General features: G+C 52.7%; 10 protein-coding genes, 1 tRNA gene and 1 pseudogene. 4 read left to right on the forward strand and 8 right to left on the reverse strand.

Going from position 1 to position 17,387, the window contains the following annotated elements; all coding sequences use genetic code 11:
• Positions 1–288: 288 nt before the first annotated feature.
• The 3 genes from NZ772_02095 to NZ772_02105 form a co-directional block, all read right to left on the reverse strand.
• Positions 289–2,541 carry a tetratricopeptide repeat protein gene (locus tag NZ772_02095; GenBank protein ID MCS6812356.1) on the reverse strand — a complete coding sequence of 751 codons (2,253 nt, stop codon included), beginning with the start codon at positions 2,539–2,541 and terminating at the stop codon, positions 289–291.
• Positions 2,542–3,015: 474 nt separating this feature from the next.
• A complete protein-coding gene (locus NZ772_02100) occupies positions 3,016–4,308 on the reverse strand; it encodes an ABC transporter substrate-binding protein (protein MCS6812357.1) in 1,293 nt (430 codons plus the stop codon).
• A 170-nt stretch (positions 4,309–4,478) separates the two neighbouring features.
• Positions 4,479–4,874: a tetratricopeptide repeat protein gene (locus NZ772_02105; protein MCS6812358.1), complete on the reverse strand. Its 396-nt coding sequence runs from the start codon at positions 4,872–4,874 to the stop codon at positions 4,479–4,481.
• A 161-nt stretch (positions 4,875–5,035) separates the two neighbouring features.
• Between NZ772_02105 and NZ772_02110 the strand changes: the two genes are divergently transcribed.
• Positions 5,036–6,751, forward strand: a complete 1,716-nt coding sequence (locus tag NZ772_02110; GenBank protein MCS6812359.1) for a ShlB/FhaC/HecB family hemolysin secretion/activation protein — start codon at positions 5,036–5,038, stop codon at positions 6,749–6,751.
• A 121-nt stretch (positions 6,752–6,872) separates the two neighbouring features.
• Entirely contained in the window at positions 6,873–8,270 is a 1,398-nt protein-coding gene (locus NZ772_02115) for a cytochrome c biogenesis protein (protein MCS6812360.1), read from the forward strand.
• A gap of 17 nt (positions 8,271–8,287) precedes the next feature.
• Here NZ772_02115 and NZ772_02120 read toward each other — a convergent pair whose 3' ends face one another.
• Complete coding sequence (locus NZ772_02120) at positions 8,288–9,082, reverse strand: PD-(D/E)XK nuclease family protein (protein ID MCS6812361.1); 795 nt, start codon at positions 9,080–9,082, stop codon at positions 8,288–8,290.
• A gap of 163 nt (positions 9,083–9,245) precedes the next feature.
• Positions 9,246–9,506: a DUF3493 domain-containing protein gene (locus NZ772_02125; protein ID MCS6812362.1), complete on the reverse strand. Its 261-nt coding sequence runs from the start codon at positions 9,504–9,506 to the stop codon at positions 9,246–9,248.
• Positions 9,507–9,587: 81 nt separating this feature from the next.
• Here NZ772_02125 and NZ772_02130 point away from each other — a divergent pair.
• Positions 9,588–9,659: transfer RNA gene (locus NZ772_02130), tRNA-Thr, on the forward strand.
• Positions 9,660–9,719: 60 nt separating this feature from the next.
• On the opposite strand, the pseudogene NZ772_02135 reads toward NZ772_02130, so the two are convergent.
• The 3 genes and pseudogenes from NZ772_02135 to NZ772_02145 all read right to left on the reverse strand — a co-directional run bounded on the left by NZ772_02135 (position 9,720) and on the right by NZ772_02145 (position 15,514).
• Positions 9,720–11,102 (reverse strand): annotated as a pseudogene (locus NZ772_02135) (proline dehydrogenase family protein).
• A gap of 103 nt (positions 11,103–11,205) precedes the next feature.
• A complete protein-coding gene (locus NZ772_02140) occupies positions 11,206–12,303 on the reverse strand; it encodes an ATP-binding protein (GenBank protein MCS6812363.1) in 1,098 nt (365 codons plus the stop codon).
• 25 nt (positions 12,304–12,328) lie between these two features.
• Positions 12,329–15,514: a PAS domain S-box protein gene (locus NZ772_02145; protein MCS6812364.1), complete on the reverse strand. Its 3,186-nt coding sequence runs from the start codon at positions 15,512–15,514 to the stop codon at positions 12,329–12,331.
• A 360-nt stretch (positions 15,515–15,874) separates the two neighbouring features.
• On the opposite strand from NZ772_02145, the gene NZ772_02150 reads away from it, so the two are divergent.
• A complete protein-coding gene (locus NZ772_02150; protein MCS6812365.1) occupies positions 15,875–17,209 on the forward strand; it encodes a hypothetical protein in 1,335 nt (444 codons plus the stop codon).
• Positions 17,210–17,387 lie beyond the last annotated feature (178 nt).

Below are 17,387 nucleotides of genomic sequence, written 5' to 3' on the forward strand. Positions count from 1 at the left end.
ATACCATGCCCCATCATCCCTCCCTTGCCAACATCACCCGCGTCGGGGGATGATCCGACAATGCCACCCCCTTACCCGCCACCACGCCTGTAGACAGGGGTCGATCGCCCAGACGTAGGGGCGCACCGAGATCATCAGACGATAACCGTAGACCATAGGGGCGCAATGGTCAGACGGCAATAACCACAGACCGTAGGGGCGCACGGCCGTGCGCCCCTACCTAATAATTTCGCATTTATTCAAAAATTTCGCATTCATCCGGTGATTTCGCATTCATCCCATGCCCCGTCATCTCTCCTCTGTCAACATGGCCAACATTGCCTGGGTGAGGGGATGATCGGAGAGTTCCCCCGCCTGCCCCGCCGCCACCGCCGCTTGCAGGCAGGTAACGAAATTGTTGAACACCGTTTGGGTGCTGGGATGGTCTTGCCCTAACGTTTTGAACACAATCTCCAGACTACGGACATAGCTGGGTTCCGCCTCGGCGTAGCGCCCCAGGGCACGGTACAACCCAGCCAGATTATTCAGACTGGTGGCCACATCGGGATGGTCGGCCCCGAGGCGAGTCTCCGCCAAGGTGAGGCACCGGCGATACCAGTCTTCTGCTGGTTGCCATAGGCTTTGCTCTGCGTAGAACCGGGCCAGCCCAACGTAGGGCCAGAGATAATCATCGTCGGTTAGGTGGGCCGTCAGGTCGGTGGCGACGGCTTCTAGGTGGGGGATGGCAGTTTGTACCCGGCCAATATCTGCCTGGGTGACGGTTGGGGGGATAGTTTTGGCAAGGTTCGTCAGGGTAGTGGCAACAGCCTGCTTCAGGGCAGGAGCTTCCTGGCAGAGTTCTTGGGTCAGCTTGGCAGCAAAAAACTCCCGTATCAGTTGGTGCAGTTCATAGCGCTGGTCTCCCTGGCGTGTCAACAAACTGCAACCCAGAAGGTGGTCATCTCGGCAAGCTTCCAGTGCCTCTAAGTCCCAAGTTGGCTGGTACTGGTTCACCACCTGTTCCACCAAGGGCCAGGGAATAGGAGCTAGGGCAAACAGGCTGAGCAAGCCGCAGAGTATCCGTGCCTCTGGGGGCAGTTCTTCCCAACTGAGTTCAAAGGCGGCTGCTACCCCCCGCTGAGCTGTCATCTGCTCAGCCCGCTCCAAGGCCGGAGCAGCTAACCTTTTTGCCTCTAGCCGCTCTAGCAGGGCTGCCAAGCTCAAGTCTAGCTTGCGAGCTAGGTAGCGCCCCACCAATTCCAGCCCCAGGGGCAAATAGCCTAACCACGCACACAACCGTCGGGCATCGGCAGCTTGACAATCAACGCGCCCTGGATCATCCACCAACACCCGCAACAGTTCTAGGGCAGCCTCCTCGGTCAACACCTCTAGCTCTAGCTGCTGGGCTGGGGCAAGCAGCTTTAAGCGAGTGGTGATGAGCACTCGAAATCGGTAATCCAGCAGGTGCAAGTAGGGCTGAATGGCCTTATAGTCTGTGACATCATCCAGCACGACTAGAATTGGCTCTCCTGGCCAGCGGCGACAAACCCACTGCACCCTTTCCGGCAAGGTTTCTGGGGTGTCGGGTGGTTCCGGGAGTCCCAACTGGATGCGGGCAAAGGCCAACAATCCCAAACCCACGTCCTCTGCCCTGACATTGAGCCAGCACAGACCGCCGGGATAGGTATGAGTCCGCAAATGTTGGTAAGCATATTGCAACACGAGTTCGGTCTTGCCCACACCCCCCATTCCCGATACGGACGTGATGGCAACGGTGGAAGTGGCTTGTAACTTCTCATGCACCTGCTTCAGAACCTCTTCTCGCCCGACAAACTGTACGACCCCACTTAGGGGTAAGTTGCTGGGAATCCCCACAGGTTTTGGGGCCGTGTCGGTGCTGGTGACCCAAACCGTCTCCAAGGTTGGGTCAATGCCATGCTGCCGCAGATGCTCTTGCCAGTCTTGATCCTCAGTCACCAAGGTCAGGGGTGTAGCTTCCAGGGATGCGGGTCGTTTAGGGTTTTGGTGCCAGTGCAGCACGGCCACCACCAGCCCGTCACAGACCACGGCTGCCCCGGAGGTGCCCTGCCAGGGCGACTGCTGCTGTGCTGGTGCCTGGGCTACTTCTAGCTCGCTGGGGGTGCGCTTGGGTTCCACCACGAGCAACCCATCTGGGGAGGTATCCCCTAGGTGGATCTGGCCTGGAATTGCGCGGCGGCCAGACTGGTTGCCTGTCTCCCCTTGGGTAAAGGCCCAACGGGGAAAGCCCGCCATCTGAAAGGGCAGTGACCCCGACTGGGCTGGGGGCAGTTGGCCCAAACCCACGGGTTCCCAAGCAGGCAGGGTATCAGGCAGTTCCACGAGGGCAATATCCGCTTGGGGGGCCATCCACACGACTTGCGCGTCCACGCTGCCAAAACCAGTTTTGTCTCGCACTTGGCAGGGGCCAACCCCAGCGAACAGGTGGGCACAGGTGAGGACTAAGCGTCCCCCTAGGCCATAGCCAGAGCCATGCTGGGAGGCGATGATTTCTAGGGCACGCTGGGGTGCAAAGGAGCGCATGGGCAGGGGGTGGGATTACTGGTGTCCAATCTAACCAAGGAATGAGGGATGTCAAGGTTTTGCTGGATGGACTCAGCATGATGGGGCGTTGCTAAATGGAGACGATTTCAATTTCGTGCTATCTGAACCTCAAGCATGGCAAAGGTTTTAGCATGTTTTCCACAATGGATAACCCCATGCGCGGGAGAGGGGCTTAGGTGTCTCTTGCCAATCTGGAATGACTAATGCTTATGAACCCCTTGCCTACTCTCTGATTACCAGCGTTTGTCCTGTACTTAGAGGATATTTGAAAATACAGAGATGGTAGTGAAATTCTTGCACTCGCTCCCCCCTGACTCCCCTTAAAAAGGGGGGAACCGAGCCAGCGTGAACTGAAGTCCCCCTTAAAAGGGGGATTGAGGGGAATCGGAGGCCCTGTAACCTAGCAAAATATACTTTCCAAATATCCTCTTAGGGTTTAATTGGGGTTTAAGGCTATTGTGCTATCAGTTGACGGGTTTCTCGAGCGGCGGAGCGCATGGCTTGTTCGGGGGTCAGACGTTTGGTGAAGGCAGCACTTAGGTATCGTTGTAGGATGTCGGAGGCTTGGGCATATTGAGGCGTAAGGGGTCGCAGGACGGCATTTTGGGCGATCGCCAACAGTTGCGGAAAGTGAGGATACTTGGCAACAATCTCAGCATCGGTAAACAGGGCTGTGCGGGTAGGCATGTAACCTCCAAACAGGGCGATGTGGCGCTGACTGTCAGCACTGGTAAGAAACTGAACGGCCTGCCATGCTACCTCTGGGTGTTTGGTGGTACGGGCAATTCCCAAACCCCATCCCCCTTTACAAGCTCCGCTGGTAGCTCCTGGGCCATGCACCATGGGCACTAGGTCAAATTTACCTTGAATAGGAGAATCGGGCTTGTTGGCCAAGGCCCAGACATAGGGCCAGCTCCGGAGAAATACAGCCTCTCCTGCCTGAAACAGATAGCGCCCATCTTCTTCGCGGTAGGTAATGACACCAGCGGGAGATAGTTGCTGGTCGATCGTGCTGACCAAAAATTGCACGGCCTGGATAGCTTCTGGGCGGTCTAGGCCAACTTCCTGATTGTCTGGATTAATCCAGAAGCCGCCAAATCCGTGCAGAATTTCAACAAACATGGCGACGGCTCCTTCATATTGCCGTCCTTGCCAGAGATAGCCCCAGCTAGCTTGGCCTTGACGTTGGAGGGTTTGCCCAATCTGCATTAACTCACCAAAGGTCTGAGGTGGTGTATATCCGGCTTGCTGGAGCAGGTCTCGGCGATAGTAAAGTACACCGATGTCGCTGCGCACGGGGATGCGATAGAGGTGACCGCGATAGCGCCCCGCCGCAACGTCAGCAGCTAGGAACTCGTCTAACTCTGCCGCAGTGATGCGATCGCTGAGGTCTTGCAACCATCCAGCCGCTGCAAACTTTGGTGTCCAAGTTACATCCATATACACCAAGTCATAGGGAGAGTCACCCAGGAGGAAGGCAGCCGTGGATAAATCTTCGAGCAGATCTGGTGAACTGGGGGCTTCCACTAAGTTCAAGCGACTGCGGGGATAGCGTTGCTCAAATTTTTGTGCCAGTGGCTTCCACATGGGAATTTCTGGAGAGGGCAGCAACAGGGACAAGGTGATTGGCGGACTAGCGACACTGGGCAAGCGGGTGATTAGTCCGATCGCACAGAGGAGGATAATCACAACGCTGAGTATGGTGAAGGTTAGGGGTGTTGGCAGCGATCGTAACGGTCTGAGCATGTGTGTATGTCCCTTCCATTGGCCCTGCATCGGATTCTAGGTCAGAACTGTGGTGAAGTCGTCGAGCCATCAGGGTTAATCCTGGCTGGTGTATGGGTATCGGTGTAGTCCATGGGTGGGTTGCTGGCCCCTAGGCAAGCTCTCCGTGGCTAGGGGCACCAACGGAGCGGCTACTTTTCTAAGCGCTGCTTCACTTCATCCAGCACTAATTTATACTCTGGATTCTTAGGATCGAGCTTGATCAACTTTTCTAGGGTTGCCTTAGCTCCTGGTAGGTCTTGTAGTTGAAGCTGCACCTGCACTAGCCCTTCTAGGGCGTTGCGATTGTTTGGTTCTCGCTGCAATACCAGTTCGTAGTTAGCCTTGTCGGCTTTGAGTTGGTCACGTGCTGATTGTGCGGCGGTTACGGGGGCTGATGCTGGCTGCTGCAAACCAGCTCGAAACATGGCAATAATGCCAAACAGGGCTGTGCCGCCAAAGGAGGCAATGCCAATAACTGCAAAAATGCTCACTAACCAACGCTGGCGTTTACGACGATCGGCGGCATACTTTTCTAGAGAATTCATACACTTTCAAGGTTTCTTCAGGATTACGTCTCGTCTGCTTGGTAAATTGGGCTGTAACTGCACGTCCTATGGCAGCAGATACAACGAGTTTACCCAAAGACTTGCTAGGTTTGCATCTCAGTCAAGCAAAGTGGTCAGGCAAAGGAGTGTAAGGTTCGACGATGACCAGACAACTGCTACATTCGACCCTGCTGGTTGTGAGTTGGTTCAGCCTGTGCTTGGCCCTGACAGGACGATCGCAAACGTTAGAGCCACTGCCTGCAATTCCGCCAGGAACTATCGAGCCAGTACGGCCACCCTTGCCCTCTCTCCCAGAAGCCATACCGTCAACCTCACCCCATCTCACCATTCCAACTTCACCGTCGGTGCCGTTGTCTCCTCTACCAGCTGTCCGGGTGCGAGTTAAGGATATTGAGGTGCTGGGTAGTACGGTATTCTCTAGGGACGAACTGGCAAAGGTTTTGGCTCCCTTTCAGGATCGGGACGCTAGTTTTGAGGAGTTGTTGGCAATTCGGGCGGCGGTGACAGACCTGTATGTGAGTCGGGGTTATGTTACGTCTGGCGCCTTTTTGCCTGCCCAGCAGATCGATGATGTTAACAATGCCGTAATTCGGATCCAGGTGGTAGAGGGGGAAGTAGAGCAAATTCAACTCCAGGGGCTAACGCGCTTGTCAGAAGCCTATGTGCGCGATCGCCTATCGACAGCCATCCGCACTCCCTTAAATCTCCGCAACTTAGAGGCAGCCCTACAGTTGTTGCAACTGGATCCGCTGATTGCATCGGTGCAAGCAGAACTAGGTGCAGGGCTAACACCAGGGCGCAATGTACTAAAGGTAACGTTGCAGGAGGCTGATCCCTGGACGGGGATTGCTGTTGTACAAAATCGAGAGTCCCCTAGTGTTGGCTCGTTGGGTAGTGGGGTGGTACTGAGCTATGGCAACCTTATGGGTGGCGGCGATCGCCTAAGTGCTGACATCAACCTGACGGCGGGGAGCCAGACGATTGGTGCTGGGTATGAGTTACCAGTGAATGCCCAAGATGGACGGCTCAGTTTTCGCTACACCAACAGCAATAGCAGGATTATAGAACAGCCGTTTAGCCGTTCTGATATCAATAGCCGTACCCAGACAATTTCCGTGGGCTTTCGGCAACCGATCGTCCGTACCCCCAGCAGCGAGATTGGTCTGGGGCTATCTCTTGACTGGCGAGAAAATCAAACTTTTTTGCTCAACGATATTCCCTTTTCTTTCTCCATTGGCCCCGAAAATGGACGGTCTGCTGTCACGGTGCTGCGATTTACCCAAGATTGGGTGAACCGTACTCCTACACAGGTGCTGGCAGCTCGCTCTCAGTTCAGCTTGGGTTTGGGGTTGTTGGGGGCAACGGTTAACAATAGTGGCACTGATGGTCAGTTTATCAGTTGGCTAGGGCAATTTCAGTGGGTGCAAGCGATCAGTGGGGATGCAATTGTGATTACTCGTGTGGCGGCTCAACTCACGGGTGATTCACTGTTGCCGATCGAGCAGTTTGGCATTGGCGGTGTGGATACAGTGCGCGGCTATCGCCAAAACCAACGGGTCGGTGACAGTGGCATCATTGGTTCCATAGAGGTCAGAGTTCCGATCGTCCGTAACGCTGCTGGAGAGAGTGTCTTGCAATTGACTCCCTTCTTCGATATAGGTACAGTTTGGAGTAATCGCAATGAAAACGGTGCCGCCGCTACCCTTGCCAGCATTGGTACTGGACTGCGCTGGCAAATTAACCCTACCATGGCTGCCCGCCTAGACATTGGCATTCCCTTGCTGGATGCCACCAAATTGGGTAACTCCCTGCAAGACAGCGGCATTTATTTTTCTCTTCAGTATCAACCGTTTTAAGCCAGCCCCCACCATGGCACCAGAACCGTTTATGCTGGTCATAGTAGACCCTGCAACTGGTTAGCTTGCCATCAGCAGTGAAATGCTAGCCGTTGCATTGCCCATTCTGATGTGCCCAATTATGATTCCGTCTGAACCATCCATTCCTCCGTCTCAGCAGTTAGTTATCAACGTCAACCGTTGGTTCAAGCGAGAATTGTTACCCGTTTTAGCAGACCTGCGGCTGGCGATCGCCCTGTTACTGGTAATAGCTCTATTCAGCAGCACTGGCACCGTCATTGAGCAGGGACAATCCGCGGCCTTCTATCAAGCTAACTATCCAGAACGTCCGGCATTATTTGGGTTTCTCACCTGGAAGGTAATCCTGAGCTTAGGATTAGATCACGTCTACCGCACATGGTGGTTTTTATCCATACTCATTTTGTTTGGCGCTAGCCTCACTGCTTGCACCTTCACCCGACAATTACCGGCTTTACGCTGGTTTTCGCGCCCATGGAACTTTTATACCCAGCCACGTCAATTTCAGAAATTTGCCCTGAGCGCAGAGTTGCCACAGGTAACCCTAGAGCAAGTGGTGTCGTTGCTCACCCAGCGCCGCTATCGGGTGTTTCAACGAGATAATGCCCTCTATGCTCACCGGGGCATTATAGGGCGAGTAGCACCGATCGTCGTTCATGCCAGCATCATTCTGATTTTAGCGGGGGCTATCTGGGGGGCAATGACGGGCTTCGTTGCCCAGGAAATGGTGCCCAGTGGTAACACTTTTCAGGTCAAAAACATTGTGGATGCTGGCCCTTGGGCGGCTCCTCGATTGCCAAAAGACTGGGGAGTGCGGGTCAACCGCTTTTGGATCGACTACACCCCTGATGGCACGATCGACCAGTTCTATTCGGATTTATCAGTGGTTGATGCGGCTGGGCAAGAGTTAGAGCATAAGGTCATTCACGTCAACGAGCCGATGCGCTATCGGGGAGTGACGTTCTATCAAGCTGACTGGTCAATTGCAGCCGTGAAGGTAAAGGTTAACAACAGCCCTGTCTTCCGGTTGCCGATGGGACAACTAAAGGCCGAGGGAGGCGGGCGCATTTGGGGCACTTGGATTCCTACCAAGCCGGATCTAAGTGCGGGTGTGTCTTTGGTGGCTAAGGATTTGCAAGGGACAATGCTGGTCTATGACAGTGATGGTAATTTGGTCTCGACGGTGCGGGCTGGCATGTCCACGGAAGTGAATGGGGTTACCCTGGCAATCGTGGAACTGATTGGCAGTACGGGTTTGCAGATTAAAGCTGACCCTGGAGTTCCAATTGTGTATGCTGGCTTTGCCTTGCTCATGGTGAGTGTGTTGATGAGCTACGTCTCCCATGCTCAGGTTTGGGCGCTGCAAGTCGGCAATCGGCTTTACATTGGCGGTAAAACCAACCGAGCGATCGTCACCTTTGAGCAAGAAATGTTAGCGATGTTAGCTGCTCTGAGGGTGCAAGATTTATCTCCCTCTGTGGCTCCGGTCAAGCTCTCGTGAATAGCAACAACGCTTGATCAAATGGCCAGTGCCAGTTGCAACTTCCGTTCTGGCCGCGCATGGGCAGGCAAGGGGACAGGGTTTGGTTGACGGGCAGGGCAATAGCGCAAATAGGCGCAGCGATCGCAGTGGTCTCCTGCCTTGGGCTGCCAAGGGCCTGCATCTCGTAGCTCTAGGGCTAAATTTTCTAACACGGTTTGCACACGCTGACGGTGTTCAGCAGTGACATCAAAACAGACCTGTTCCCCCGATCGCAAGTAGATTAGGCTCAAGCGTTTGAGGGAACGTTGATATCGCTGCTCTAGGGCGATGCAATACAACCCTAGTTGCAAATCGACTTCAGCCGGATCTAGCTGTTTAATCTCCCGCCCAGATTTATAGTCGATCAGTTCCAAGCCCTCATCCAGCACATCGATGCGATCGTAACGACCAGAGACTACAAATTCAATGTTGTGGATCAAGAAACTAGCCTGAATCCTACCTTCTACGGCTACGGGTCTGCTGAGGGATGGCCGGGTAGCAATAAAGCGGTCATAATAGCTGTCTAGCATTGCAGCTCCCTCTGCCAACTGGCTAGGGGTGAGTCCTTGGTTATGCTGTTGCCAACAATAGTGGATCCAAGCGCGACTGGGGCGTGAATCTTGATAGTGCCATTGCCCATGCACATGGGCGAGTGCCTGGTGCAGGGCTGTGCCTAGGGCGGCTGAACCAAACATTGCTGCACTGTCTAGATTGCACTCATAGCGAAAGTAAAACGCCTGTGGACAGAGATTATAGAGTTGAAGCTTTGTGGCAGATAGGTGATAAGGCATAGGCGCACCTTGTCAACAACAGACAATCCCACGGCTGCAACACTGCAAACCGCAAACCAATGTGAGCTAATTATGCACCATTTCGCCTTAAATTTCACAATCTACCACTACCCGTAGTGGCTTTTTATTGACATCCTGGCAGGATCCACTAACTGTAGAGACATTAGCGAGGGTGCGATCGTTGTTGTTCCCAGCGAAACAGCGCCACCATCAGGGCCACAACGCCAACTTGCAGAGCAAAGTTAGGCAATGCAGAACTAACATCCCGTCCTGCTGCTAGTTGTGCCAAAAACACCAGCGCCCCAACGCAGCCAGATAGCCCAAAGGCCAGATAGAAAAACCGCCGGATACCCTTGTAGGGAGCTGCTAGCTCAGCCTTGAGACGGGCATATTCTGGGGATTTAGGATCTAAACGAGAGGGCATGGGGCAAAGATACGCATCAAGGGATTACGATCGGCAAAGCTCTTGACTATAATACTGGGATGAAGGTGAAAAACCAACCATGCCGATGTAGCTCAGTGGTAGAGCATTCGATTCGTAATCGAACGGTCGTGAGTTCAAATCTCATCATCGGCTTAGAATGCCGTAGCGCTGGTACTAATGTCTGTCGCTGCAAATGTCTGTCGCTGCAAAGGCGGGAGGAGCAATAAGTTCTTCTACGGGCCGGGCCTCTAGGTTTTGACGGAGGAAGGAGCTGTTGGCGGTGTTTTCTAGCAACCGTCGAATCAGGTAGGCCATGCCAGGAATCAGCTCCCCAAAGGGGCAGTAGACTCGCACGCGATAGCCCTGGTGCACTAGTGCCTGGGCAAGTTTGTCTGCCATGCCGTAGAGGACTTGCAGTTCAAGACAGCGGTTGGGGATCTGAAGGTCACGGGCGATCGCGATCGCATGGGCCTGGGAACGGACGTTATGGCTGGCGATCGCAGCGTAAAGCACAGTGTGGTTTTCTAGCAACAGGCGTGTCAAGCGCTCAAAGTTGGCATCCGTCGAGACTTTTTGCGAAAACACAGGCGATTGCCAGTCTTTTTGGGCAGCATGGATGGTTTCCTGATCCCAGTAAGCCCCCTTGACCAGCCGGACAGTGATGGGGGTGCCCCGCTGCTTTGCCCAGGCAATTAACCCTTGCAAATCTCGCTCGCTATCACGCAGGTAGGCTTGCAGGGTGACTCCAACATCGCGCCGATGGCGAAACTCCTCCTCTTGCAAAATATCCTTCAGGATGGCTAGAGTCAGATCTTTGTAGGCGTACTGCTCCATATCGAAATGAATGGCAACCCCCAGCTCTTGAGCACGGCGCAATAGTGTGTAAACACGCTCGCTGACCTTAGCACGGCTACCCTCCACATCTAACGGATCAAACTGAGAATAGAAGGCTGTCAGCTTGACAGAAACCTGCACCCGTGGCAAATCCTCGCCCTCAGCGCGATCGATGACATCGTTGACTGGCCAAGACTGAGAGACTTGGGCAAGGTGAGCCATAATCTCTAGATACCGATCCAGGTAGGATTGGGCCTCAGCCTCTGTGATGACAGCCTCTCCTAGTAAATCGAGGGTGAACGTCAGGTTTTCTTTGCGCAGGCGCTCGATCGTCTTCACGACTTGCGGCAACGTCTCCCCGGCAATGTATTTATGGGCTAGGGCTTCTACAGCCGCCGAAACAGTCGTCGCTGCTACCTGACCCGGCATTGAATCTGGGCTAGCAAAATTGAGCATTCCCTTGAGGGCACTTGGCAGCTCAACTGAAGCATCCCCCAAATATTCTTGCAGGTGGCGAGCAATTTCTGCCTTGCTCTGAAGGGCAGGGAGGCAGTCGATAAACCGAAAGAGTTGCACCCGTAGGCCAGGACTAGCCATTGCCCAAGCTAGTAACTTGTCATCCCACCGCATTTGGTCACGCACCTGAGCAAAGAACGATCGGCTTTCTCGGGTAGCAGCCAACAACTGGCGAGCGATCGCCTGCGTCTGCTCTTCATAGCGAGTTGAGGTTTGGTTTAGGGGTGAAGACATCTGGGCAACCATAGTATCGGTGTCGTTACAAAGCAATATCTTTACTAGACAACTGTAGCGCTATCGCAGTAATGAATGGCTACTAAATAGTTCCGGCGATCGCAACCTTCAGGTCTTAGCAGGGTAAGGTGACGGTGAATGTAGTCCCAACGTTTAGCTCGCTGTTAAAGGTAATAGTTCCACCGTGAGCATCCACACATTGTTTCACGATCGACAAGCCTAGCCCTGTTCCCGAAATATGACTGACGTTGCCTCCACGATGAAATGCTTCAAACAGGCGGGCAAGATCCTCTGGGGGAATGCCAATACCTTGGTCTTGGATGGAAAACACCACCTGTTGGGGCCGACGCTGCACCCGAAACCAAATGTCGCTATGGGCAGGGGAATACTTTATGGCATTGGAGAGCAGGTTGGTCAGAATATGGCGCAGGAGTTTAGGGTCTAGATGAACCATAGACGTATCATCCCAGCCCTGAGTCTCTAGGCGGATGTTGTGGTGCCTGGTATCTTGGTTGGTCAACTCAGCTACTAGATCAGCACAAAAGTCTACCAGTGCCAGGGGAGTCACTTGACATTGCAGCATCTCGGCTTCAGCAGCCCCTAGCAGCAAAATCTCCTCTAGGGATTCATCCATTCGCCGAATGGCAACTCTGGCTTGGTTCACGATCGTTTCCAGCTTGTCTGGTGGCAAGGAATGGTTGGGATCTCCTAGCAGATCAATGGCCACCCGCACTGCGGTCAGTGGGCTGCGAAATTCATGGGAAACGACAGCTAAAAATCGAGATTTCAGTTGATTGAGATGACGTTCTTTGTCTAGGGTGCGTTGGATGGCTAGTTCTGCTTGGTGGCGGCTGAGAGCAATTTCGATCGCTGTGCTCAGATCTCGATTTTCAAATGGCTTGACAATATAGCCAAAGGGATAGGCTGTGCGGGCCTGATCAATGGTGGCTTCGTCAGCATGGGCAGTCAAAAACACTACGGGTAAGTTGTAATCTCTACGAATTTGAGTGGCTGCTTCAATACCGTCGCCTTCTCCCCGCAAGCGAATATCCATCAAGATTAAGTTGGGAGGATTAGTGGCTACAGATTCTAGGGCAAATCTCATTTCGTCTACGATCGCCGTGACTTCATAGCCCAACCGTGTCAATCGTTGTTTAATATCCAAGGCAATGACTGGCTTGTCTTCAACGATTAAAACCTTAGCCCGTGGCATTCTCTATTACTCCCAGTTTGTGTTGTTAAAAGCAAATGGTAAAGCGAGTACCTGTGCTGCGGTCAAGCTCAATCACACCTGCAAGCTCTTGTGTCAATGCACACACCAATTGCAACCCTAGAGATTCCGTATTGCGAATATCAACCGTTTCAGGGATGCCAACCCCATTGTCTCCTACTACTAATCTATACTGCAACGTTCTAGGTGAATCGTCAGGAGTATTAGACAAATATTCATCAACTACTGAGTCAGAACTCTCAGGGTGTAGTCTCGTAAAGTGCACGGTGATAGTGCCAGTTCGACCCTGGGGAAAAGCATATTTAACAGCATTAGATACTAACTCATTGATAATGAGGCCACAGGTAACCGCAGTATCCACACTGAAATTGACCCTAGCAATGTTGACATCCAATGCTATGTCAGAGGAACCACCCATGTAAGACTGGAACAAGTCATAGACTAGCTCTTGCACATAGTCAGCAAAGTCAATCTGGTCTAGGTTTTCTGAGCGGTAGAGCTTTTCATGCACTAGTGCCATCACCTTAATGCGGCGCTGACTTTCCACAAAGGCTTCAGTAACTTGATCATTTTGCACAATTCCAGCCTGTAGGCTCAACAAACTAGACACCATTTGTAGGTTGTTTTTGACCCGATGGTGTACTTCTTTTAACAACACTTCCTTTTCCCGCAGGGATGCACGGATACTATCTTCTGCTTGTTTACGATCGGTTATATCTCGTCCCACACCTTGCAGTTCTACTAGTTCGCCTCGATCATTAAAGATGGCACGATCAGTCCATTGCTGCCAGCGTATCTCACCGGTGGGTAACACCACTCGATGCTCAGTTGTGACTACAGATTCCCCACTGAGGAGAGCTTGGATAGTCTGGTGCACTTGGTGGTGCTCTTCTTCTGGGATAAGGGACAAAAACGGTTTACGGAGAAAGCCTTCTGGTGTGCCGCCAAAGTAGCGGCAATAGGCCGGGTTGACAAAAGTGAGGGTAGTGTCAGGTAGATAGCGGGTAATGAGTTCGGTCTGGTCTTCCACAATCGCCCGGTAGCGAGCTTCGCTGTCTCGTAGGGCTTGTTCAGCCTGTTGGCGCTCTTGCAACTCCTGTTGGGCTTGCTGGTAGAGATTGGCCTGCTGAATGGCGATCGCCAACTGGTCAGCAATCTGTTGCAGAAAATCTGCCTCGTGGGGTTGCCATTGGCGCAGTTCAGCACAGGCATGGACAATCAGCAGCCCCCAGATGCCAGTGGAGCCATCCTCTTGGGTTTGGGTAATGGGTGCTACAATTTTGGATTGCACTCGCATCTCGCCCATAAAGTCAGCAATGCAGCCACTCCACTCATCCTGAAGAACATTGGCAACGATGCGGGGCTTGCCTTGGAGATAGTAGTTGTAGCACTCCGGAAGAAATTGCTCCTCAGCCCAGCCCATGGCAATGCAACTGGGGTAGCCTGGTTGGACTGTTTCCTTAAGCACTACGTTAGTTCTATTGGGTTGCATCCGAAAGATGAGGACACGATCAGCCTGGAAGGTTTCCTTCACTTCATCCACAGCCGTTTGGAGGATGTCGTCTAAATCTAGGGTTTGGCGAATGCGCTGGGTGATGGTATACAGCAGGTGGTCACGGTCGGCCTGTTGTTGAGCTGCTAGTTCCTGTTGTTTGCGATCGCTGATGTCTTCGATCGCCCGCAAAAAGTGCTGCGGCGAGCCATCAGCAGCTTTGAATAAGGTTTCAGTAATGTTGACCCATAGCAGATCACCTTGCTTAGTGATATAGCGTTTCTCAAACTTGACAATGGTGTCTGTGCCCTGCAATAGGCGATCAATAGCATCTTGTTCTAGGGAGCGATCGTCGTGATAGGTAATCTGGGTAACGCTCATCCCCATCAGTTCCTCATGGCTATAACCTGTGAGTTGGCAAAATGTGCTATTAACCATCAGAAACCGTTTGTCTAGACTGAAGAGAGCCTTACCTACAGGGCTAGAGTCAAACAGTAGGCGAAATTTTTCTTCGCTGTGGCGTAGTGCTGCCTCAACCTGGCGGCGCTCCTCAATCTCTGCCTGCAACTCTAGGGTCAACTGGTGTAATTGTGCTGTGCGCTCTTGAATGCGCTGGTCAAGCTGCTCATTAAGCTGTTGCAAGGCCAGTTGCGCCCGTTTGCGAGGAGTTATGTCAAGGGTGACCCCCACCATGCGAATGGGCAGGTTCTCTTCGTCGTAGACACCCCGGCCTCGTCCCACTAGCCAATGCACGCTACCGTCGGGATGCACCACTCGATATTCAGTGTCAAAGTCTCGATGGTTTGCTAGAGCTTCGGTAATTAGTTGCTCAACTTCTGCCCGGTCAGCGGGATGGATGCGATCGCGCCAGACCTCGTAGCTCGGCTTAACTTCCCCCACTTCATAGCCCAACATCCGAAAATGATGGTTATTCCACAGCACTTGCCCTGTGGCCATGTTCCAATCCCAACTGCCCGTGTTGCTAAACTCCAGCGCTAGCCGTCGGCTCTCTTCACTTTTGCGCAGTGCCTCCACCAGTTCTGCTCGCCCTAGGGCAATGCCTACTTGATTGGCAAGTTGCACCATTAACTCAACTTCTGAGACTAGCCACTGCCGAGGCTGACACTGGTGGGCAATTAACAACCCCCACAGCCGGGGGTAATTGTTAGGGGATGATCTATCTGCGTCTGGAGAATGCCCAATTAGGATAGGGACTACCAGGTTAGCCCGCACGGCAAACTGTTTGAGCATCTCCGCATGGCAGGGCTGAATGTCACTATGGTCAATGTCATCAATGGTACGAACTCGACCTTGGCGATAGCGATCGACGTACTGCGCCGTAAAGCAGCTATCCATAATGTCGAGTCCGACCATGGGTGGAATGTTGGGTACTACAGCCTCAGCGACTACATGCCCAACACCATGGGGCGGAATTTGATACATGACCACACGGTCTGCCTGGAGAAACTGCTGAATTTCCGTGACAGTAGTGTTTAAAATTTCATCCAAGCGTAGGGATTCCCGAACCTTGAGGGTAATGTCAGCAAAAATACGCGCTTGCTGATCGGTACGCGCTGGTGTTGACGGTACTTGGGCTAGGGTTGCCTGCTGATACTGCTGGAGTAGTTGCTCTAACTCAACAACTCTAGCTTGCAGTGCAGCCAAACGATGATCACTTTGCATAGCCTTATGGGGACGCATGGCAATAGAGTATCCACAGGGAACGGCAAGGAACAAAAAGCTGAAATTAGCTATATCTATCCCACAGGCCACTAGGAAGCTACAAAAATTAACCGTGGCTTCCAGTGGTCAATTGCACAAATTTCAGTAGCTACAGGTTCTCTAGATATTAGCTATTTGCTAACTCTATAGCTATAGTTCGATATTATCCCTTGCCTCAGGGTACCCCAGAGTGGTTCACTGAATCTTTAACTTGCCCGCTGCATTGACTTGGGTGTAATAGCTGTACCTGTCAAGGAGTTAAGTCCCAACATCGGCGACCAGCAACATTTCTTATAATGGAAGGGTCGAGCACAACCCTGACACCTTGGGAGGGTATCTATGGCTGCAACCCTAAATCCTAGACTGATGGATGCTGTGGAAAAGTTGGACTATCGGGTGACGATCGCTGATGTGGCCAGTGCAGTAGGGTTACGGGTTGACCAAGCCGAGAAGGAATTGCAGGTTCTGGCTGCGGAAACAGGCGGCATCTTTCAGGTAGCGGAAACAGGGGATTTGGTTTACGTCTTCCCCAAAAACTTCCAAGCCATGTTGCGTGCTAAATATCTCAGGCTGCGGCTGATGGCAGCGGGTAAGCAGGCTTGGCGGGTAGTATTTTACCTGATTCGCCTGTCGGTGGGAATAGTATTGATACTGCTAATTGTGGCGATTGTAATTGCGATCGTGGCAGCCATGATTGCGATCATGACCTCCTCGAAGGATGGCAACGATCGGGGTGGCTCTGGCCGGGGTGACAGTGGCCGTGGCTTGGGGATGCCATCTATTGATTTCTTCTACATACCTAATTTTGGCCGCTGGTTCTTGCCAGATTATGATTCCTACGACAGTGACCGCTATAACCGCCGTGATTACAGCCCTACTCGCTACCAGGGGCGCGATCGTACAACATACCAGTCTCAGCAATCTGGCTCTGACCTCAACTTTTTTGAAGTGTTCTTTTCTTTCTTGTTTGGGGATGGCATTCCCAACGTGAACTTGGAAGAGCGCCGCTGGGCTGCGATCGCCGCTACCATCCGCAATAACGGTGGGGCTGTGACGGCAGAGATGATTGCTCCTTACTTGGATGATTTGGGCAATCAGGACGATCGACAAGAAGAAGCTTATATGTTGCCAGTGATGGTGCGGTTTGACGGTAGGCCAGAGGTCACTGCCGATGGCGATATTATCTACGTCTTTCCCCAGATGCAGGCAACAGCCTCTAGCAAGCCCCAGCCTGTTGCTGCTTACCTGAAGGAAGACCTATGGCAATTTAGCCGTGCCTCGTCAGGGCAGTTGTGGATGGCGGGTGGATTTGGCGTGGCATTGTTTGTCTTATCGCTAGTGCTCTTTGGGTTGCTGCAAGATCCGGCTGTTAGTCTTCCGGCGATCGTGAATATGTTGCCTTGGGCAGGGCTGGGGTATAGCGTTCTGTACTTGGCGATTCCTGCAATTCGCTATGGCTGGCTCCAGTGGCGTAATAGCTTGATTGCAGAGCGCAACCGCAAGCGTCAGAACCGGGCTATGGTCGTGAACCGGCCTACTAACAGGCTGAAGCGCAAGCTTGAAGCCGCGAAACGACTGGCCAGTGGGGTTGTAGTCACTCCAGACAAGCTAGTTTATACCACTGAAGAAGATTTGTTAGATCAGGACTTGTCAAGGTTGGATCCCGCACCGTAGTTGCTATAACCCTTGCAGGGAAGGTGAGAATGTGGTAGTCGATGCTGAAGCTTGGAATGAGGACACATACCAATTCCCCAAACTATTGCTACAGATGGCTGGTAGTCAGGACTTAAGTCCTTGGTACGAACTAATGGGTTGTGTAGCTGGCTTTGGAGAAGAGATGGGTTGTGTAGCT

The sequence above is a fragment of the Cyanobacteriota bacterium genome (assembly GCA_025054735.1).
Classification (GTDB): domain Bacteria; phylum Cyanobacteriota; class Cyanobacteriia; order SKYG9; family SKYG9; genus SKYG9.